This window comes from Mesorhizobium sp. M0771 (genome assembly GCF_040320155.1).
Classification (GTDB): domain Bacteria; phylum Pseudomonadota; class Alphaproteobacteria; order Rhizobiales; family Rhizobiaceae; genus Mesorhizobium.
Genome location: NZ_JAMYPC010000003.1, coordinates 119,433 through 139,833 on the forward strand (window position 1 = coordinate 119,433; position 20,401 = coordinate 139,833).

A 20,401-nucleotide genomic window follows, 5' to 3' on the forward strand; every position below is an offset into this window, starting at 1 on the left:
AGAGGTCATGTTCCTAACAAATATTGTTAGATCTTGTTGGATGCATTATAGTGTGGGGATGAAAAACGAACCTATGCGCACCCTGACCATATCCCTCACCGCGCAGCAGATCGCTCGCCTGCAAAGCGCCGTCGAAGGTGGCGGTTATGCGTCCAACAGCGAGATTGTCCGCGACGCCCTGCGCTTGTGGGAGCAGCGCGAGGAATTGCGTACGCTCGAACTCGAGCACTTGAAGCGGACCTATGCCGATGGCATGGCCAGCGGCAAGCCGGTGGACGTCGACCCCACTGAATTCATTCGCAGCCTGAAGGCAGAACGCCGCGCCCGTGGCTAGCTATCGGATCACACCGCGCGGCTGTCCGATCCAAATCCTCCCTGGAATAAATTGGCTATAATAAGTTGTAGAGTTCTTCGGCGATCTCCTTCACCGTTTTTAGCGACGTGTTGAGGGCGACTTTGTCTGCAAGTATCGGACTGTACGTAGCAACTTCATCCTTGGAGACTTTATGCCAGATCGGCAGAATCCGGGTCTGGCCTCCCACCTCGAGCGCTGTGAGACCATCAAGCTCCCGGGCTGGCCATTCTTTGCTAAAGAACGCACTTGAGAGAACAACAATCCCGAAACGGGAATTTCGGAGCCCTGCATCTATGTTTCGTCTCAAACTATCGCAAATTTTTAGCGTAGCTTCATCGTAGAAGACTTCAGCCCCAAGCGCGGACAGATCCGATGCTAACGCGCGGACAAAAGCGTCCTTATCTTCGCTGGCGTGAGAAATAAAGAAATCAAATTTTCGGTCTGCGCTAAGCGAGGCTGTAGGTGTGTTCGCAATTCGGCGCATCTGCTCACTGATTTGCCTTACCTTGTTTTCCTGTTGGAGCAGTAGCCGTTTCTGCTCATCAGCTACTTTCTTTCGGGATCGCTCATCCTCAGTGGCTTGCTTTGTGATGTAGCTGTTCAAATCCTTCGTCTTCGATGCGATCTTTCCGGATAGTTCAGCTCGCTTCTTGCCTATGGATGCGAGATCGTTTGACCCTCGCTCAATCTCCTTCAGTTTGGATGTGATAGTTGAGACTGTCTTCGTGCGACCGATAGCTTCCCTCGCGCTGTGAACTTTCTTTAATGCGGCCGCTTCCTTCGACAGAAGGGCTGCATCTTCCTTCTGAAAACGGGCAAGTTCATTCTGTAGATGATTGATGTTGGAATGATATGACGGCATTTCCCCTCCCGCTCTGTGCGGAAGAAGGAACAGCGATACTAGCTCTCCCCGCAAACGACCTTCCATACACGGAGACATCTTCGACAAAAAAACCGCCTGCAACAAGCTGCTGCAGGCGGTCTCGTATTTAGTTTAGAGGTTAGCCGCTCTTCGGCGGGGAATTACTTCGCGTTCGGGTTCGGCATCCAGGCCGGCATGGCGACATCGGCATGGGCGAACTGCGGCAGCTTGGCCGACAGGTCTTCCATGTTCTTGATGTCCTTGTCGATCAGGTCTTTCTGGGTGATCAGCGTCGGGGGCACGATAACGTTGTGGCCGGGATCTTCACCGGCCAGCAACTGCGCCAGCGCGCGCACCGAGACCTGGCCGACGACGGCCGGGTTGGTGGCGGCCGTGGCAGCCCAGGCGCTGTCGGTCTCGCGCATCGCCGCGATGTCCGAGGTAGAGATGTCGGCGGAGTAGATCTTGATCTTCTTGTTCAGGCCCGCTTCGTCGACCGCGATCTTCACGCCCTTGGCGAATTCGTCATAAGGGGCGAACATCACATTGATATCGGGATGCGCCTGCAGCACCGAGCGCGCCTGGTTGGCGACGGAATTGGCGATCGGATTGTCGAGTGTGCCGAACATGGCGACTTCCTTGATGCCGGCATATTTCTTTTTCACGTCGACCCATGTCTCGTTGCGGCGGTCGAGCGGGGCGATGCCGGCGACATAGACATAGCCGGCGTTCCAGCTCTCGCCATTGTCCTTGACCGCTTGCTCAAGCGCCAGGCGCGCAAGGTCCTTGTCGGACTGTTCGATCTGCGGGATTTTCGGGTTTTCGACATTGACGTCGAAGGCGACGACCTTGATGCCGGCATCGACCGCGCGCTGGGCGGCGTCCTTCATCGATTCGGTCAGGCCGTGCTGGATAATGATGCCCTGCACGCCGAGTGCGATGGCCTGGTCGACCATGTCGGACTGGAGGGCGGCATCCTGGCGGCTGTCGAGCACGCGCAGGTCGATGCCGAGCGCCTTGGACTGTGACTCGACGCCCGAGAGATAGGCCTGGAAGAAATCGCCGGTCGAGAGATAGCGCACCAGCGCGATCTTGACGCCGGGCTTGTCGAACGGCGCCGGCTTGTCCGCGGCAAAGGCCGGGACCTGCATCAGCATTGTTGCGCCGGCCAATCCGAGCGCGACCTTCCCCAAAAGTCGTCTTGTGATGTTCACGTTTTTTCCTCCGTTTGTTGAACTTGCAAAAATCCTGTTCCGGCCAGAACTATCTCCGCCCCCTGCCCGACAAGGCGAAGGTGAAGACAAGGGCGACGACCAGAACCACGCCCTTGACGAAATCCTGCGTGTAGTAAGGCGCGTTCATCATCGTCAGGCCTTGCAGCAGGATGCCGACGAACAGCGCGCCGATGGCGGTGCCGAAGGCGTTCGGCTTGGCGGCGCCAAGCACCGCGTAGCCGATCAGCGCCGCGGCAACCGCATCGAGCAGCAGATTATTACCCGAGGCGATGTCACCGCGTCCAAGTCGTGCCGCCAGCAAAATACCGCCGATGGAGGCAAAAACTCCTGAAATGACGTAGGCCCAGATTTTGTATGCCTTGACAGGCGCACCGGCGAGTTCGGCGGCGCGTTCATTGCTGCCGACGGCATACATCATGCGGCCGAAGCGTGTGTATTCGAGGAAGAACCAGATCAGCACGGCGAGCACGATGAGCACGACCACGGAGACCGGAATGAGGTTCGGGATGAAGAAGTCGAAGCGGTGGCGGCCGAGCGCCAGGAAGGCATCGGAGAATTTGCCGTTGGCGACCGAGCCGTCCGGCATGGTCATGCCGGTGGCGATGGAGCGGCCTTCGGTCGGGATGCGCTGCAGGCCGACGAGCAGGAACATCATGCCGAGCGTCGCCAGAAGATCGGGCACGCGCATATAGACGATCAGCCAACCATTGATCAGGCCGACAATGGCGCCGATGAGCAGGCAGACGACGACAGCGACGACGACATTCTGCTCCAGCACCACCAGGACATAGGCGGCGGCCATCATGGCCGATGTCGCGACCGAGCCAATGGAGAGATCAAAACCGCCGACGACCAGCGTGGCAGTGACGCCAAGCGCCAGTACGCCGGTAATGGCGACCGACTGGAAGATGAAGACAGCGCTTTGCGGCGACACGAACCCGTCGGCGGCGATGGCGAAATACGCGATCAGCCCGAGCAAAAGCACGATGAACCCATAGCGGATAGCGTAGTCGCGCAACGTCATTCAGCGCCCGCCATTTTTACCCAACTCGAACCCATGCACTCCATTCCAATCCTCAGTTCTTCAATCATCGTGGCTCAGGCCGCACTGTGCAGCGGCCCACCGGCGACTTCGGCCAGCAGGCGGTCGAGATCGACATCAGCGTTACGGTGTTCGCCGACGATGCTCTGCTCCGACATCACCAGGATACGGTCGGCCGTCTCCAACGCTTCGTCGAGTTCGGTGACGAACAAAAGCGTGGCGCGGCCATTGGAGCTTGCCCTCAGCTTGGCGGCGATGTCGCGCCTGGCCGAGATATCGACGCCCTGGAACGGTTCATCGAGAATGAACAGTCGAGCGTCCTGCGCCATCCAGCGGGCGACCATCACCTTCTGCTGATTGCCGCCTGAGAGCGTGGTCATTTCGTCCTTCTCCGAGCGGCAGACTATGCCCAATTCTTCGATCTGCCGGCGGGCTGTGGTGCGCTCGAGACCACGCTTGAGAACGGCAAAGCGCGACATGCGTTTGTGGAAGGGAAGGCTGATGTTTTCCTGGATGTTGAAGCCGCCGACGATGCCGTTTTCGCCACGGTCCTTGGCGACCAGGAACACGCCGGCGGCGATGGCTTCGCTGGTCGACGCGGGCGCATAGGGCTTGCCATGCAAAGTCATCGTGCCGGACAGCGGCTTGCGCAGGCCGAACAGCGTCTCGGCAAGTGCGGTCTTGCCGACGCCGACGAGGCCGGTGACGGCAACGACCTCGCCGTCACCGAGCGTCAGCGAGAATGGCCGGGCACCAGGGGCGATGCGCAAGGCATCGACGGTCAGGATCGGCTTGGCAGAACTCCTGGCTTCGATGCGGTCAAGATGGATCTTGCGGCCGAGCATGGCGTTAACGGCACCCTCATAGTCGAGAGGCTTGCTGTCGAAGACGCCTGAGATGACGCCATCGCGCATCGAGACGATGCGGTCGGCCAGCCGCCTGATATCCGACATGCGATGCGAGATGTAGAGGATGGCGACGCCCTGCTCACGCAAGCGGTCGAGCAGCGCAAACAGCCGGTCGGCCTCGGCGCTGGACAGCGACGAGGTCGGCTCGTCGAGGATCAGCACTTTCGGCTGGTGCGCCATGGCGCGCGCGATGGCCACCATCTGGCGATCGGCCAGCGACAGGTCGCTGATGCGGGCCTTGAGGTCGATGGCGAGCCCCATGCGGTCGGCCACCGCTTTGGCTTCGCGGCGCACCCGGCCGGGGTTGAACAGCAGCGGCGCGCCCTTGCCGCTCAGCCGGTCGAGCGTCAGATTGGTGGCGACATCGAGATCGGCGACGACGCCGTCATTGATGTTTTGGTGCACGGTAACGACACCGGCGCGGATCGCCTCTGCCGGCGTGTTCGGCGCAAAGTTGCCGCCAGCGAGGTGCATGATGCCGCCGTCATGGTCGTAGACGCCGCTGATGATTTTGACGAGGGTGGACTTGCCGGCGCCGTTGGCGCCCATCAGCACAGTGATCTCACCGGCATGCAATTCGAGCGAGACGCCGCCAAGCACCTCGATATGGCCGAAGGATTTCCTCAGCCCGTCCACGCGGAACACGGCATCATTGCCCATTCGTTCCTCCCTGACGATGACGCTATGGGCTACGTCATCAATTGTCAACTCGATTGACAATTGCCAGTCAGCTTCCTAGCTTGGCCTCACCGCCATCGCTCCACTATGATTGGAGCGAGCAAGCGGGAGGGTGAGGAATGACTGCGAAATTGCCGTTTGAAGCACTGTCGGTGGAGACGCTTGCAACGCGCCTCGGTACGAACGAAGCGCTGTGCGCCAAAATCGGCAAGGGCCCTTGGAAGGTGCGCGAGGTCGGCGACGGCAATCTGAACCTCGTCTTCATCGTCGAGGGCGTGTCGGGTGCGGCCGTGGTCAAGCAGGCCCTGCCCTATGTTCGCCTCGTCGGCGACAGCTGGCCGTTGCCGCTCAAACGCTCCTTCTTCGAGTATCACGCGCTGACGCGGCAAGAGGCGCGCGCGCCGGGTTCGGTGCCGGCGATCCTCCATTTCGACGAAGCCCAGGCGCTGATCATCATGGAATATCTGGCGCCGCCGCACATCATCCTGCGCCGTGCCCTGATCGGCGGCCGCGAGTTGCCAAATATTGCCCGCGACATCGGCCTGTTCATGGCCCGCACTTTGTTCCGCGGCTCTGATCTCTCCATGCCCACCAAGGACCGCAAGGCCGACCTGGCGCTGTTTGCCGACAATGTCGAGCTCTGCGGCATCACCGAAGACCTGGTGTTTTCCGACCCATATTTCGATGCCAAGCTGAACCGGCACACCTCGCCGCAGCTCGACGGCCTGGTTGCCGAACTGCGCGCCGACCGCGACCTCAAGGTCGAAGCGCAGCGGCTGAAGCATATCTTCGCCGCCAACGCCGAGACGCTGCTGCATGGCGACCTGCATTCGGGCTCGATCATGGTCACCGACACCGAGACGCGGATGATCGATCCGGAGTTCGCCTTCTACGGTCCGATGGCCTTCGATGTAGGCATGCTGCTCGCCAATTTCTGGATGTCCTACTTCTCGCAGCGCGGCCATGAACAGAAGGGCAAGCGTGACGCCATGCGTGCCTATCTGCTCGGGGTGACCAACGACACCTGGACGGTGTTCCGCGCCGAGTTCTCGCATCTATGGCGCACCGAGCGCACCGGCATGCTTTATCAGAAGAGCCTGTTCGAGGATCAGGGCGACATTCTCGCCTCGGAGCAGGCGCTCGACCATGTGCTGCACCAGATCTGGACCGACCTCTTGGGCTTTGCCGGCATCGAGGTGCACCGGCGCATCCTCGGCCTCGCCCACAATGCCGATTTCGAGACCATCGAGGACGAGGATCTGCGAGCCTCCTGCGAGGCCAAGGCGCTGAAATTCGGCCGTCACATCGCCGTCAACCGGCGCCAGATTCACGGCATGGACGAGGTCAATAATCTGGCCGCTTTGATCGAACGGGAGAGCAGGATTTGAACGTCGGCGAGCGCCACTACCGCACCATCTGGCTGAGCGACGACCAGCGTTCGGTCGAGATCATCGACCAGCGCTGGCTGCCGCACGAGTTCCGGGTCGAGACGATCGGGAGCGTTGCCGGCATCGCCACCGCGATCCGTGACATGTGGGTTCGTGGCGCGCCGCTGATCGGCGTCACCGCGGCCTACGGCGTCGCCATCCAGATGGCGGACGATCCGTCTGACGAAGCGCTCGACGCGGTCTGGGAGACGCTGCACAAGACGCGGCCGACTGCGATCAATCTACGCTGGGCACTGGACGAGATGCGGCGGTTCCTCAGGCCGATCGTATTGGGACAGCGCGCGGAGGCAGCCTATAAGCGCGCTGCCGAAATCGCAGACGAGGATGTCGATCTCAATCGCGCCATCGGCGAGAACGGGCTTGCCATCATCAAGGAGATCGCGGCACGCAAGAAGCCGGGCGAGCCGGTCAACATCCTCACCCACTGCAACGCCGGTTGGCTGGCGACGGTCGATTACGGCACCGCCACGTCGCCGATCTATCTCGCCGTCGAGGCCGGCATTCCGGTCCATGTCTATGTCGACGAGACGCGCCCGCGCAACCAGGGCGCCCAGCTGACCGCCTGGGAAATGGCCGGCCACGGCGTGCCGCACACGCTGATCGTCGACAATGCCGGCGGCCATCTGATGCAGCGTGGCGCGGTCGACATGGTGATCGTGGGCACCGACCGCACCACGGCCAATGGCGACGTCTGCAACAAGATCGGCACCTATCTCAAGGCGCTCGCCGCCTCCGATAATGAGGTGCCCTTCTACGTCGCTCTGCCCTCGCCGACCATCGACTGGACGGTGGGTGATGGGCTGACCGAAATCCCGATCGAGGAACGCTCCGGTGACGAGGTGTCGCTGGTCTGGGGCAAGACGGCGGACGGCAAGATCGCGCAGGTGCGGGTTTCGCCCGAAGCGACGCCGGCGGCCAATCCGGCGTTCGATGTGACGCCGGCACGGCTCGTGACAGGGCTGATCACCGAGCGCGGTGTGGCCAAGGCTTCGCGCGAAGGGTTGAAGGCGATGTTCCCCGAACGCGGATAATCTCCCCCCCTTGAGGGTCCCTTGAGGGTCCCTTGAGGGGGAGATGTCGCCAAAGGCGACAGAGGGGGTCGGCGCGTCATGACGCGACCTCCCAGCACCGACAGATGGACGCTAGCGCTCCAGTCGAACCGACCCCCTCTGGCCTGCCGGCCATCTCCCCCTCAATGGGGGAGATTGGCGCCTCACCGGCTGGCTACCGGATTTCAGCCCTGCAACAAGAATTGCGGCCTCGATGGCCGCTGACGGTTGCGGTTCTGGCGAAATCCGGCCAGAAGCATCTAGGCCGGCAATCGGCCGGCCCGCGACGTTGCGCTTGAAACCAGATACGGGAGACTATTGGGTGGCTCGCATAACACTGAGACAATTGCTCGATCACGCCGCCGAGTACGGCTACGGCGTACCCGCTTTCAACATGAACAATATGGAACAGGGCCTCGCCATCATGGAGGCGGCCGAGGAGACCAAGTCGCCGGTCATCCTGCAGGCAAGCCGCGGCGCCCGCGCCTACGCCAATGATGTGGTGCTGGCCAAGCTGATCGACGCGCTGGTCGAAATCCACCCCGACATCCCGGTCTGCATGCATCTCGACCATGGCAACAACGAAGCCACCTGCGTCACCGCCATCCAGTACGGCTTCACCTCGGTGATGATGGACGGCTCGCTGAAAGAGGACGGCAAGACGCCGGCCGACTATGCCTACAATTCCGGAATCACCCGGCGCGTCGTCGACATGGCGCATTGGGGCGGCGTGTCGGTGGAAGGCGAGATCGGTGTGCTCGGTTCGCTTGAGAGCGGCGGCGGCGAGCAGGAGGACGGCCACGGCGTCGAAGGCGCCATCAGCCACGACCAGCTCTTGACCGATCCGGAACAGGCGGTCGAGTTCGTCAAGGACACCCATGTCGATGCGCTGGCTGTCGCCATGGGCACCAGCCACGGCGCCTACAAATTCTCACGCAAGCCGGACGGCGCGGTGCTGGCGATGAACGTCATCGAGGAAATCCACCGCCGCCTGCCCAACATGCATCTGGTCATGCACGGCTCGTCCTCGGTGCCCGAGGACCTGCAGGAAATCATCAATAGATATGGCGGCCAGATGAAGCCGACCTGGGGCGTGCCGGTGGAAGAGATCCAGCGCGGCATCAAGCACGGCGTGCGCAAGATCAACATCGACACCGACAACCGCATGGCGCTGACCGGCGCCATCCGCAAGGTGCTGACCGAAAACCCGAGCGAGTTCGATCCGCGCAAATACCTGACGCCGGCCATGGCCGCGATGCGCAAGCTGTGCAAGGAGCGCTTCGAGCAGTTCGGCACCGCCGGCAATGCCCAGAAGATCAAGCCGCTGCCGGTGGCCGAGATGGCCAAGCGCTACAAGTCGGGGAGCCTTGATCCGAAGTTTGGGTGAAGTCCCCTGGCGCCTCTTCCTTCTCCCCTTGTGGGGAAGAAAGAAGAGCTATTGACATAAAAAAGGCCGGGCGCGAAAGCGGCCCGGCCAAAAGAAGGTCAAGAACCTTCAGAGGGGAACACCGCTCGGTGGAATGGGAGGAAACCGCCGAACGATAATTCCTATATGCGCGTATTCGCGGCAGATGGCGACGAACGGCTTTCTAAAACAACGCGAGATTCGGAAATTTCGTTCTCGTTTTGAAAGATTTCAGCCGGTGAGGCGTCGGTTTCCAGAAGATCGGCATAGTGCCGGCGCGCCACGTCGGGATGCGAGCGCAGGCGGCTCTTCAGCACATTGGTACCGACATTGCGAAACAGCGGATTGTCGGGATCGCTGGCCGGACCCCGCGCCTCGGCCGCCAGTTCCTCGGGCAGGTTGAGCAGCGGGATCGTGGCGTCGAGCCGGGCGCTGAAGAAGAAGGGCACCGAAATCCGCTCGACACCGGCCGGTGGCGTTACCACGCGGTGGACCGTTGCTCTCAGATACCCGTTGGAGGCCAGCTCGAGCAGTTCGCCGATGTTGACCACCAGCGTGTCGGGCAGCGGATCGACGTCGACCCAGGCACCGTCATATTCGACCTGCAGGCCCTTGCTCTCGTCCTGCAGCAGAAGCGTCAGGAAACCGCCATCCTTGTGCGCGCCGACGCCCTGGTCATTGCCGGTGGCGTCGCGACCGGGGTAGCGCACGATCTTCATGCGGTGGTTGGGCTCGGCCCGGTAGATCGGATCGAAGGCATCCTCGGTCTGGTCGAGCGACAAAGCGAAGGCCCTGAGCAGCCGGATCGCTACCGCTGTCGCCTTGGTCTGCCATGCCAGCAGAGCCGGCTTCAGCTCGGGCAGTGCCCCCGGCCACTGGTTCGGCCCTTGCAGCCGCGTCCAGGCGGGCACGCCGGGGCCTTGTTCGATGGCCGGGCGTTCGACGCCGATGTCGAGCTGTTCGCGCCAGTCGGCCTTGCCTTTGGTCAGCTCGCCGCCGGCGCGCGTGTAGCCGCGGAACTGCGAGGACTTCACCATTTCGATCGCCAGTTTGTCGGCTTCCGGCAAGGCAAAGAACCGGCGCGAGGCGTCGAGCACTTCTGCGGTATCCGCAGCCGATATGCCGTGGCCGGTCAAATAGAAGAAGCCGACATCGCGCGCGGCCGTGCGCAGGTCGAAGAGAAACGTTCGCCGCTCGGAAGCGCCCTGTTCGAGACGGCCGAGATCAAGCACGGGTACGATCCTGGGCATGGTCAAGCTCCTTGTTCCGCTGTCACGGTGGCACGCAGGCCGGTCCGATCAAAGCAACGCGCAATCCAATCTCGGCGCCGATAGAGAAAGCCGGCGCTGCGTTTGGCAGCCTGCCGGCAAATAACGTTCGTGGCGCTCATCCGCGCCGGTCCAGCCTGGCGACCAGCCGGTCGCCGACCCACTGGATGCCGCAAACGAGGATGATCAGCACAATGACCACGGCGACCATGACGCTGGTCTCAAAACGCTGGTAGCCGTAGCGGATGGCGAGGTCGCCAAGCCCGCCGGCACCGATGGCGCCGGCCATGGCCGAGGCGCCGATCAGCGTTACCAGCGTCACCGTGAAACCGGCGACGATGCCGGGCAATGCTTCGGGCACCAGCACCTCGCGAATGATCGTCCAGCGGTTGCCGCCCATGGCGCGCGCCGCCTCGATCAGGCCGCGATCGACCTCGCGCAGCGACACTTCGGCGATGCGGGCATAGTAGGGCGTCGCCGCAATCGACAACGGCACGATCGCCGCCCAGGTGCCGATCGAGGTGCCGACGACCAGCCGCGTCACCGGGATCAGCGCCACCAGAAGGATGATGAAAGGCACCGAGCGGAAGCCGTTGATGACGGCGCCGAGCGCGCGGTTCACCCACAGGCTTTCGGCAATGCCGCCGCGCTCGGTGGCAATCAATGCCAGGCCGAGCGGCAGTCCGAAGACGAGCGAGATGAGACCGGACGCGGCTGTCATCAGGACCGTCTCCCAGATCGAACGCAGCAGAAGTTCAAACAGAACCGGCGACATGGCCAAGCACCTCCACCCGCGCGTCGCGGGCCTTCAGGAATGCGATTACTTTCGACAGATGTTTCGGATCGTTGCCCGCGACCGCAAGGAACAGCGTGCCGACCGGCTGCTGTTGGACATGGTCGATGCCACCATGGACGAGGCGGAAAGGCCCCGGCACCGCCACCGCAAGATCGGACAGCAGCGGACCGCGCGCGGCCTCACCTGCGACGTCGACCCTGAGGATGAGCTCGGCGCCGCCTCCGGGAGCAAGCCGGCCGGCAATCTCGGCCGGCAGTTGCGGGCGGATGCCGCCGAGCAGGCTCCTGGTGATTTCGGAACGCGGCTCGGCAAAGACCGACCACACCGGGCCTTGCTCGACGATGCGCCCGGCATCGATCACCGCGACGCGGTCGGCGATCGAGCGGATCACCTCCATCTCGTGGGTGATGAGCAGGATGGTCAGGCCGAGCTGCCGGTTGATGTCTTTCAGCAAGGCCAGGATGGAGCGCGTCGTCTCCGGATCGAGCGCTGAGGTCGCCTCGTCGGACAGCAGCAGCGCTGGCCGCGCGGCCAGCGCCCTGGCGATGCCGACGCGCTGCTTCTGGCCGCCCGACAGCGAGGACGGATAGGCCTTCGCCTTCTCCGACAGGCCGACGAGGTGGAGCAATTCGGCGGCGCGCGCCAGCCGTTCGGCCTTTGGGCGGCCCTCGATCTTTAGCGGCAGCGCGACATTGTCCTCCACGGTCTTGGCCGACAGCAGATTGAAGTGCTGGAAGATCATGCCGATGCGACGCCGCAGCGGCTGCAATTCACGCTCGCCGAGCCGGCCGATCTCGCGGCCCTCGATGAAGACGTCGCCGGAGTCCGGCCGCTCCAGCCCGTTGAGGCAGCGGATCAGCGTCGACTTGCCGGCTCCGCTGCGGCCGATGATGCCGAGGATCTCGCCCTTCTTCACCGTCAGCGAGACGCCGTCGAGCGCAGGCGTCGCGCCAAAGCGGCGCTTGAGGTCGACGAGGCGTACGACATCTTCTTGCCCGGCCGATATATTGACCGGACCGGATGCCTCGGCCGTGACGTGCTGGTTCATCTCACTGTCCGTTTCAACGCTCGACAAATGCGACAGCGGCCCGCTCAACAGCGGGCCGCCTGCTCCTGACAACCAGGCGCCAATCAATAGGCGCTGATCCCGGTGCCCTTGTAGACCTTGTCGAACTCGGCCTTGACCGCCTCGTTCTGGTAGGACGCGACCAGCGTCTTCACCCACGCCTCGTTCTCGTTGCCGGATTTCACGGCGATGAAGTTGCGGTAGGGGTTGTCGGCCACTGGCTCCTGGGCGATGCGGTTGTCCGGGCCGAGACCGCTCTTCAGCGCCCAGTCGGTGTTGACGACAGCCGCGTCGAGATCCTCGACCGAGCGGCCGACAATGCCGGCGTCCAGTTCCTTGATGACGACCTTCTTAGGGTTCTCGGCAATGTCGGCGGTGGTCGCCAGGATGCCGGTGCCGTCCTTCAGCTTGATCACGCCTTCGTTCTGCAGAACGCGCAACGCGCGGCCCTCATTCGAGGGGTCGTTGGGCAAGCCGATGACGGCGCCTTCGGGCAGGTCGGCAACCTTGGTGTATTTCTTGGAGTAGAGGCCGATCGGCCAGACGCCGGTGTAGCCGACGCGCACGATGTGGTACCCTTGGGTCTTGATCTGGTTGTCGAGATAGGGCTGGTGCTGGAAGGCGTTGGCGTCGATCTCGCCGCGCTCGAGCGCCTCGTTGGGCTGGGTGTAGTCGTTGAACACCACGGTCTCGACGGTCAGGCCTTTTTCGGCGGCCTGGGCGACGACGACGCGCCAGACATCCTCATCCTCGCCGCTGATGATGCCGACCTTGATAGACTTCTTGTCCTCGGCGAAGGACGGCGTCGGCTGAGCCAGACCGGCAAGCGTGACGGCCGAGGCAAAAAGTGCCGCAAGGGCAGCTCGCCGGCTGATGGCTGAAAAAAGAAGAGAGCTGGAAGCGTTTCCGCGTTCGGACATTGTCGATCCCTCGTAATCCTGAAGTCATTGCGGCGAGGTGGAATACCAAGCCTTGACGACATCATCGGCAATGCTGCTTGCCGGATCAAAGAACCGCATTTCTTCTCAAACACGAAGCCGGGAATATTCTCTCAAAGATTTCGCAATTGCGAGAACGGTCACGCCGGACCGGTCAGAATGTCTCGACAAAGGGCCGCAGCTCGACCTCGAAGCTCCAGGCGCTGCGATGCTGGCGATGGGTCGCGAGATAGGTCTGCGCGATCGCATCGGGCGACAGCTGGCTGTCCGGTCGCTCGGGTTTCGTCCCGACCGGCTCGATCTGGCCGTCGATAATGAAATGGGCGACATGGATGTTCTTCGGGAAGAGTTCGCGCGCCATCGACTGAGCCAGACCGCGCAGGCCGAATTTCGGCATGGCAAAGCCGGCGGAGTTGGGAAAGCCCTTGATGCTGGCGGAGGCGCCGGTGAAAAGAATCGAACCGGAGCCGCGCGCAAGCAGCCGCCGCGCCGCTTGCTGGCCGACCAGGAAGCCGCCATAGGCGCCGACAAGCAAGGCTTGTTTGACCGCATCGGGATCGACCTCGGCGATCGGGCCGCGCGTGCGGCCGCTGGCATTGAAGACGGCAAGGGCCAGCGGGCCTTGCTTGTCGGCGGCGTCAAACAGGCCGGCGACGGAGGCCGGATCGGCGACGTCGGTTTCGACGGCCAGCGCGCCGGTTTCCCCGACCAGCGCCGCGAGTTTGGCCGTGTTGCGGGCGGCCAGCACCACACGATAGCCTTCCGTGGTGAGAAGGCGTGCCAAAGAGGCGCTCAGGCCCGCACCCGCGCCGGCGATCACTGCGACTTCGGATGCCATGTCGTTTCTCCTTGGCGATGACGTGTTCGTCTCATAGCTGGCGTCTTGAGCGGCGAGACGCAAGAACGGCGTTGCTCGATTTTCGCTGTTCGGTAAAAAAACCTGCCGGCAGGTTCGGAGCAATCGACCGCGGCCAGGGTCTTGCCTGGCGAGACAATCCGTCCGACAGGTGATTGCGTTGGAATCGCAAACGGTGTCGCAAGGGAGTCGACCGTGGAACCAATCTGGGCCGTCGGCCTGATGACCGGCACCGTGCTTGACGGCAATATCGACGTGGCGCTGATCAAGACCGATGGCGAGCGGATCGCCGATTTCGGCACCTATACGCTGGCCCCCTACCCCGCAGCGATCCGTGCCTTGCTGGAGGAGACGCTGCGTCAGGCCCGGGTGTGGAATTTCGACGGGCCGGAGCCGGCGATCTTTGCCGAAGCCGAGGAGGCGCTGACGCGGGCGCAGTCGGCGGCGGTGAAGGACCTTGTCGAAAGCTACGGCCTGACCATGGGCGATATCGGCGTGGTCGGCTTTCACGGCCAAACCGTGCTGCATCGTGCCCCGCAACCCGGGCGGCGCGGCGATACGCGCCAGTTGGGCGACGGCGAGCTGATGCATTCGATCCTGGGCGCCAAGGTCGCCTATGATTTCCGCTCGGACGATGTGCGCGCTGGCGGCCAGGGCGCACCACTGGCGGCTGCCTACCACGCGGCGCTTTTGAGGGAAGCCGACGCCAGCGGGGACACCGCTGTGCTCAATCTCGGCGGTGTCGGCAACGTCACCTGGTGGGACGGCAAGGACAACATCGTCGCCTTCGACACTGGCCCGGCCAACGCACCGCTCAACGATTTCATCAAGGCAAACGGCCTCGGCGAGATGGACCGCGACGGCGCACTGGGCGCGGCCGGCACCGTCGATGAAGTGCGGCTGGCCAAATTGCTCCAGCATCCGTATCTGACCAAGCCCTATCCGAAATCGCTCGACCGTTTCGACTTCGGCGCCGCCATGGCCGACGGCCTCAGCGCAGAGGATGGGGCGGCGACGCTGACGGCCTTCACCGTCTCGGCCGTCGGCAAGGCGCTCGATTTGTTGCCGCGCCGGCCGAAGCGCCTGGCGGTCAGTGGCGGCGGCCGCCGCAACCCGACGATGATGGCGATGCTGGCGAGGCGCGCCAACGTCGAGGTGGTGCAGGCCGAGACACTGGGCTGGAAAGGCGATGCGGTGGAGGCCGAATGCTTTGCCTTCCTTGCCGTGCGCGTGCTGCGCGGCCTGCCGATCAGCTTTCCCAGCACCACCGGCGTGCCGCAGCCGATGCAAGGCGGGCGGCTGGCAGGTTAGAGCTTCTTCTGCAGGAAGATGCGGCTGCGGCCGGTGGGAAAGTCAGGCAGTTCGCCGAAGCGCCGGTAGCCTTGCCGCTCATAGACTTTGGCCGCTGTCGGATTGAACGTGTCGATCCAGGCGTTCTGGCAGCCCCGGGCGACTGCTTCGCGCTCGGCAGCGTCCAGCATGTCGCCGGCCATATGCTGGCCGCGCAGGCGTTCGTCGACCCACAGCCATTGCACATAGAGCCAGCCCCAGGCGGTGTATCCCGAAATGCCGGCGACGACAGCGCCGTGCTCGTCACGAACGAAGACCGCGATCGGCTTGCGGCCGGAGGGGCCGACATCGCCGTCATTGAACGCCGTCAGCCGCTCGGCCAGGAAGGCGAGGTCGTCTGACGAGGGGTCGGCAGTGGTTTCAAGCGTCGTCTTCATCCGGGCGGGGCTCGCATGGCAAGCCAAGCTCTAGCGAAGGACGGGATGAGGACGCAAGCTTTACGGCTTGATGGGCGGAGGCGACCGCCATGACCCCGCTGCTGCCGCAACCAGCATCAGCACGGCGGCGACGATCGCGCAGATGGCAAAGCCGAACGATGAATAAAGCGGCCCGAAGCTGGTGGTGCCGATGAAGACGGCGAGGTAGGTGACCGAACTGTTCAGGCCCATGATGGTGCCACGGCGCGACGGATCGAGCGCGGTAAGGCGCATCACCAGCACGTTCAGGCCGAAATGATTGGCAAGGCCCCATATGGCGATCATAGCCAGGATCAGCACAAAATTGCTGCTTGCGAGCGCGATGGCGACATAGACGACGGCGACCAGCAGATAGGCGAAGGGCATGACGCGCCGCGCGCCGATGCGGTCGATGACGCCGTCGAGGAAGGCCGCGGCGCCGAAGCCGGCGCCATAGGCGAGCGCGGCCAGCGCATTGGCGCTGACGGGCTCGCCCAGATCCTGGTGCAGATGATCGCCGAGATAGCCGTAGACGCCGTAAAAAGCGGTCATGAAGGCGGTGCAGGCGATGAGCAGCGGCACGATCCCCGGAATGGCCAGCGCAACGAACGGCGACGGTGCCGGGCCGCTCTTCCTGACGTCGCTGAGCGAGGTCATCGACAAGGCAGCAAGCGCAATGGCGGAAAGCACCGCGACGGCGGCGAAGACGGCGCGCCAGTGCACGAGATCGGCAAGCACGGCCGACAGCGACACGCCGGCCACCATGGAGACCGTCCAGCCGGTCAGCACGACGCCGATCGTGCCGCTTTCGCGGCCGGGCGGCGCAATTGCCGCTGCACTGGCATAGATGGCCGGCATGGCGACGCCGGCGGCGATGCCGGCGACGGCCTGGGCCGCGACCAGCATGATCACCGTCGGCGCCAGCGCGCTGGCGAGAAGCCCGACGGCCAGAAGAAGCAGCGCGCCCTGCAGCATGCGGCGGGCGCCGACGCCGTCGATATAGCGGGCGAGGAACAACGCGCTGGCCGAAGTGCCGAGGCCGAAGGCGGCCGACGCGGCCATCACCGCCGGCACGCTGGTGCCGAAGGATGCGGCGACTGCCGGAGCAATTGGACCCAGGACCAGCGAGTTCGAGCCGATGACGGCGATGCAGCCGGTCAGGAGATAGGCCAGCGCCGGGATCGGCTGATGGAGCGTTGCAGCTTGATGCGCGTTCGTCATCGGGTCATAATGGCCGAACTGAATTCCGCGACAACAAGGAATTTCGATATGGACGAAGAAACAGATGGGGTTCTGCAGAACAAGGTAGCTCCCCGAGAGCTCGACGCAATCGACCGAAAAATATTAGGCGTGCTGGTCGAGGATGCGACGATCAGCTACGCCGAACTTGGCGAACGCGTCTGCCTGTCGCCGCCGGCGGCGCATGAGCGGGTCAAGCGCCTGCGGCGCAGCGGCGCCATCCGCGGCACGGCTGTGATCATCGACCCGAAGGCGGTGAAGAAGCCGCTGCTCACCTTCGTGCATATCGATACCAAGGGCTGGGGCAAGACACCGGAGCTGATGGCCGTCTCCCAATATCCTGAGGTCGAGGAAATCCATTCGGTGGCCGGCGACACCTGCATGCTTCTCAAGGTCCGCACCGAGGACACCAGGGCGCTCGAAGGCCTGCTGGCGCGTCTCTACGAAACGCCCGGCGTCACCTCGACGCGAAGCTATGTCGTGCTGTCGACCTATCTCGAGCGCCCGGTGCAGCCCGAGATCACGGCGCAATGGCCGACGCCCCGGCATATGGCCACGCCGCTGTACTGATCTGCGCTATCTTCGTCTTGCCGGGGCCACAACAATCCTTCACAAAAGGCACCCTATATTGATGCCAGGCATTGATTTGGGGTGACGAGAGGCGCGGCTTGGAATTCGAACTGAAAACCATCGAGGCGCTGGCCCCCGATCAGGCGTCGCTAAGCGCCGCCTCGAAGCTCACCAAGCGCTCGAACTGGCCGCGGCTGGAGAAGAACGAGCAGCAGGCGCTGATCTGGGGCGAATGCCAGGGCTCGGGATCCAACCCCTATCGCACCGTCGTCGACACCGGCGACCACGGCTACAAATGCACCTGCCCGTCGCGAAAATTTCCCTGCAAGCACACGCTGGCGCTGATGTGGATCGCCGCCACGGCGCCGGCCAGCTTCACATCAGCCGAAACAACGCCGGAATGGGTCAATGACTGGCTTGGCCGGCGCTGGAAGAGTGCGCCCCCGCCGGTCGACGCAAAGGCTGGCAGGGGCGCGTCTGGCAAGAGCATTGGCGAGGCCTCGCAGGCAGAGGAAAGCACCGTCGATGACGCCGCCGCGACGGAGCGCCGCGAGACGGCGCAGCGCAAGCGGGCGGAAGATACGCGCACCGCGGTGGCAGGCGCGCTGGACGAACTCGACCAGTGGATTGCCGACCAGCTGCGGCTCGGCCTTTCCGCCTTTGCCGACGCCAGCAGCGAGCGCTGCCGCCGCATTGCCGCCAGGCTGGTCGACATGAAAGCAACGGCGCTTGCGGGACGCATCGACGAAATCCCGGCCCGGCTAATGGCGCTGCGCAGCGAGGAACGGCCGGACGCGGCGATCCGCGAACTCGGCAAGCTGGTTTTGCTGGCCAAGGCCTGGCGCTCGGCGCCAGACGATCCCGAATTGAAGCGGCTGGTGTCGGCATCCGAAACCCGCGACCAGGTGCTGGCCAATCCCGATGCAAGACAGGTCGACAGCCAGTGGGAAGTCATCGGCGAGAAGATCGAGACCCGCCGCGACGGCCTTGTCAGCCATTCTACCTGGCTGCTCGACCTGAAAAGCCCGACGCCGCAATTTGCGCTGCTACTCGATTTCTTTCCGGCCTCGGCCGGCCGCCGCTCTGCCGCGTTCACACCTGGCGACCGGTTCGATGCAAGGCTGGTGTTCTATCCGTCACGCCAACGGCTGCGGGCGCTGGCAGCGGAGCGCAAGGGCGATGTCGTGTCGGGCGCCTGGCCGGATTTCGGCCTCGGCATTGTCAAGGATCCGCTGGCGGCGCATGCGGCGCACCAGGACGCAGCACCCTGGTCGACCGATAGCCCGCTGATGCTGCCTGCCGGCGCGATCCTGCTCGATGAGCGCGGCACCGCCTGGTGGCAAGCGGCGCACGACCCGCAAGGGATCGCCCTGCCTGTCGCCGGAACCGTCGATCAAACCGTGCTCGGTCTCGACCTTTCGGCAACGGCAGCCCTGTGGAACGGCGCGCGGCTCGATCTGCTCGCCGCGCAAAGCGGCTTCGGGAGGCTCGATCTGTCATGAACGAGCTCGAGCAAACCGGCCTGGCGACGATGCGCGACTGCTGGATCACCGGCGGAACTGCGTTCGATCTGGCGCCAGCCGCGTGGAAGGAAATCGCCGGCGGCGCAAGCCCGGACGAACGGGAGCGGCTGTTGCTGGCCATCGCCGCGCAGGCGCTCGATGTGGGCTTAAGGCCAGCCGCGCCGAAGTCGCTGAAGCGGCGCCCGCCGCTGCCGAGGCTTGGCCTGCCGCTGCTGCCGGAGCGGTTGCGGCCGCTGTTGCGGGCTGCCTTGAAGAACACCGTCGATGCGCGGCGCAAGGCGCGCGTGGCGACGCTCGTCGCCGGCCGTGGCTACGTGCTGCATCCGATGGAATGGATGCCGTCGGCATCAGACCAGAACAGCCCTGACATCTATGCGCCGTGGATCGACTGGCAGGCCAGCGTCGAGGGGCTGAAGATTGCGCCGCAGGAGCAACTGACGGTGCAGAACTGGGATGACTTTTACCCCGCCGCGCGCCGTATCGCGTTGACCGAGATGCGCCGTCGCGATCCGGCCACGGCCCGCAGCCTGATGGAAGCGAAGGCGCCCGGCGAGCCGGCGGAAGTCCGGCTGGCACTGATCGAACTCATGCATTTCGGCCTGACGCCTGAGGACGCGCCGTTCCTGAAAAGCCTGGCCACTGACCGCTCCGGCAAGGTGCAGGAACTGGCGAGCCGGCTGCTGGCGAGGTTGGGCGAGCACGGTCGTGTTGGTGGCGGTGCCGACGATCCCGTTGCCGAACTTGCCGCCTTCATCGCAGAAGGCAAATCCGGCTTTATCCGCCGCCGCACCACCTACACGCCGGCAAAGCTCAAATCGCCGGCGCAGGAAAAGCGCCGCGCCGAACTGTTCGAGACCTGCAATCTGGTCGACCTTGCTTCCCGATTTGGGGTCAGCGAACCCGATTTCATTGCAGCCTGGCAGTTCGGTGCCGACAACAATGCGGACATCCAGATCTCACGAATGGTCGCAGCGTCGGGCAGCGACGCTGCAGTAACGCAGATGGCCGACACGCTGATCGCCGAGGGTGGCAAGCCGGCACTGTTCGTGCTGCACCTGACACCGCGCCTGGATAGCCGCAGGAAGCGTGTCCTGGTCAGACTGATCCTGAAAGATACGCCGCAGTATGTTAGCACGCTCACCCTTGCCGAGGGCTTCGAAGCCAACTGGCTGGATTGGCCCGACCTGACGAACGGCCAGAGCTTGGCGGTGTTGCGTTCGGCTGTCGCCGGCAATGATGACGCGATGAAGCGAACCGTCGACGACCTGTTGGAAACTTTGGGCTTTCTGGCCACTGCGGCGACAGCGGAAAAATTGATCGAGCATGTCGTTGCGGCCGGCATGCCGCCGGCGGCAGCCTCGCTCGCTTTCCTGCGCCTCAACGCGGCCCTGACGGGAACCAACCCATGACAATCCGGA

19 protein-coding genes are annotated in these 20,401 nt (G+C 63.7%); 8 read left to right on the forward strand and 11 right to left on the reverse strand.

Annotated elements, in window-relative coordinates; translation table 11 throughout:
* The first annotated feature begins 73 nt into the window (after positions 1–73).
* Complete coding sequence (locus NKI05_RS06035) at positions 74–334, forward strand: ribbon-helix-helix domain-containing protein (RefSeq protein ID WP_023815199.1); 261 nt, start codon at positions 74–76, stop codon at positions 332–334.
* A 55-nt stretch (positions 335–389) separates the two neighbouring features.
* Here the strand turns inward: NKI05_RS06035 and NKI05_RS06040 are convergent, their stop codons facing one another.
* The 4 genes from NKI05_RS06040 to NKI05_RS06055 form a co-directional block, all read right to left on the reverse strand.
* On the reverse strand, positions 390–1,217 hold the full coding sequence (locus NKI05_RS06040; RefSeq protein ID WP_352792270.1) for a toll/interleukin-1 receptor domain-containing protein: 828 nt from the start codon (positions 1,215–1,217) through the stop codon (positions 390–392).
* A 161-nt stretch (positions 1,218–1,378) separates the two neighbouring features.
* Complete coding sequence (locus tag NKI05_RS06045; protein WP_023815198.1) at positions 1,379–2,431, reverse strand: substrate-binding domain-containing protein; 1,053 nt, start codon at positions 2,429–2,431, stop codon at positions 1,379–1,381.
* Between the two features lie 49 nt (positions 2,432–2,480).
* Complete coding sequence (locus NKI05_RS06050) at positions 2,481–3,476, reverse strand: ABC transporter permease (protein ID WP_023696645.1); 996 nt, start codon at positions 3,474–3,476, stop codon at positions 2,481–2,483.
* 74 nt (positions 3,477–3,550) lie between these two features.
* Positions 3,551–5,062, reverse strand: a complete 1,512-nt coding sequence (locus tag NKI05_RS06055) for a sugar ABC transporter ATP-binding protein (RefSeq protein ID WP_352792271.1) — start codon at positions 5,060–5,062, stop codon at positions 3,551–3,553.
* Positions 5,063–5,199: 137 nt separating this feature from the next.
* Between NKI05_RS06055 and mtnK the strand changes: the two genes are divergently transcribed.
* From mtnK to fba, 3 genes are all read left to right on the forward strand, one after another.
* Positions 5,200–6,468, forward strand: a complete 1,269-nt coding sequence (mtnK, locus tag NKI05_RS06060; RefSeq protein ID WP_023687046.1) for an S-methyl-5-thioribose kinase — start codon at positions 5,200–5,202, stop codon at positions 6,466–6,468.
* Positions 6,465–7,559, forward strand: coding sequence for an S-methyl-5-thioribose-1-phosphate isomerase (mtnA, locus tag NKI05_RS06065; protein WP_023668575.1), 1,095 nt, complete (start codon positions 6,465–6,467; stop codon positions 7,557–7,559). Before mtnK ends, mtnA begins: the two co-directional genes overlap by 4 nt.
* A 340-nt stretch (positions 7,560–7,899) precedes the next feature.
* Positions 7,900–8,964, forward strand: coding sequence for a class II fructose-bisphosphate aldolase (gene fba / locus NKI05_RS06070; protein ID WP_023687044.1), 1,065 nt, complete (start codon positions 7,900–7,902; stop codon positions 8,962–8,964).
* 161 nt (positions 8,965–9,125) lie between these two features.
* Here fba and NKI05_RS06075 read toward each other — a convergent pair whose 3' ends face one another.
* The 5 genes from NKI05_RS06075 to NKI05_RS06095 all read right to left on the reverse strand — a co-directional run bounded on the left by NKI05_RS06075 (position 9,126) and on the right by NKI05_RS06095 (position 13,888).
* Complete coding sequence (locus tag NKI05_RS06075; protein ID WP_023815197.1) at positions 9,126–10,232, reverse strand: isopenicillin N synthase family dioxygenase; 1,107 nt, start codon at positions 10,230–10,232, stop codon at positions 9,126–9,128.
* A 136-nt stretch (positions 10,233–10,368) separates the two neighbouring features.
* Positions 10,369–11,025: a methionine ABC transporter permease gene (locus NKI05_RS06080; RefSeq protein ID WP_023815196.1), complete on the reverse strand. Its 657-nt coding sequence runs from the start codon at positions 11,023–11,025 to the stop codon at positions 10,369–10,371.
* On the reverse strand, positions 11,006–12,094 hold the full coding sequence (locus tag NKI05_RS06085) for a methionine ABC transporter ATP-binding protein (RefSeq protein ID WP_023704825.1): 1,089 nt from the start codon (positions 12,092–12,094) through the stop codon (positions 11,006–11,008). Before NKI05_RS06085 ends, NKI05_RS06080 begins: the two co-directional genes overlap by 20 nt.
* An 83-nt stretch (positions 12,095–12,177) precedes the next feature.
* Positions 12,178–13,032 (reverse strand): MetQ/NlpA family lipoprotein, encoded by an 855-nt coding sequence (locus tag NKI05_RS06090; protein ID WP_023668580.1) that lies wholly within the window; start codon positions 13,030–13,032, stop codon positions 12,178–12,180.
* A 172-nt stretch (positions 13,033–13,204) separates the two neighbouring features.
* A complete protein-coding gene (locus NKI05_RS06095; protein WP_023668581.1) occupies positions 13,205–13,888 on the reverse strand; it encodes an SDR family NAD(P)-dependent oxidoreductase in 684 nt (227 codons plus the stop codon).
* A 213-nt stretch (positions 13,889–14,101) separates the two neighbouring features.
* Here NKI05_RS06095 and NKI05_RS06100 point away from each other — a divergent pair, with 213 nt between their 5' ends.
* Positions 14,102–15,217, forward strand: coding sequence for an anhydro-N-acetylmuramic acid kinase (locus NKI05_RS06100; RefSeq protein WP_023749143.1), 1,116 nt, complete (start codon positions 14,102–14,104; stop codon positions 15,215–15,217).
* Here NKI05_RS06100 and NKI05_RS06105 read toward each other — a convergent pair.
* Positions 15,214–15,633, reverse strand: coding sequence for a GNAT family N-acetyltransferase (locus NKI05_RS06105; RefSeq protein WP_023726346.1), 420 nt, complete (start codon positions 15,631–15,633; stop codon positions 15,214–15,216). The genes NKI05_RS06100 and NKI05_RS06105 overlap by 4 nt on opposite strands.
* Positions 15,634–15,693: 60 nt before the next feature.
* On the reverse strand, positions 15,694–16,872 hold the full coding sequence (locus NKI05_RS06110) for an MFS transporter (RefSeq protein ID WP_023726345.1): 1,179 nt from the start codon (positions 16,870–16,872) through the stop codon (positions 15,694–15,696).
* Positions 16,873–16,920: 48 nt separating this feature from the next.
* On the opposite strand from NKI05_RS06110, the gene NKI05_RS06115 reads away from it, so the two are divergent.
* The 3 genes from NKI05_RS06115 (at position 16,921) to NKI05_RS06125 (ending at position 20,392) form a co-directional block, all read left to right on the forward strand.
* Positions 16,921–17,460 carry an Lrp/AsnC family transcriptional regulator gene (locus tag NKI05_RS06115; RefSeq protein ID WP_023687041.1) on the forward strand — a complete coding sequence of 180 codons (540 nt, stop codon included), beginning with the start codon at positions 16,921–16,923 and terminating at the stop codon, positions 17,458–17,460.
* 98 nt (positions 17,461–17,558) lie between these two features.
* On the forward strand, positions 17,559–18,962 hold the full coding sequence (locus tag NKI05_RS06120; protein WP_352792272.1) for an SWIM zinc finger family protein: 1,404 nt from the start codon (positions 17,559–17,561) through the stop codon (positions 18,960–18,962).
* Complete coding sequence (locus NKI05_RS06125; protein WP_352792273.1) at positions 18,959–20,392, forward strand: DUF5691 domain-containing protein; 1,434 nt, start codon at positions 18,959–18,961, stop codon at positions 20,390–20,392. The genes NKI05_RS06120 and NKI05_RS06125 overlap by 4 nt, the downstream gene beginning before the upstream one ends.
* Positions 20,393–20,401: the final 9 nt, after the last annotated feature.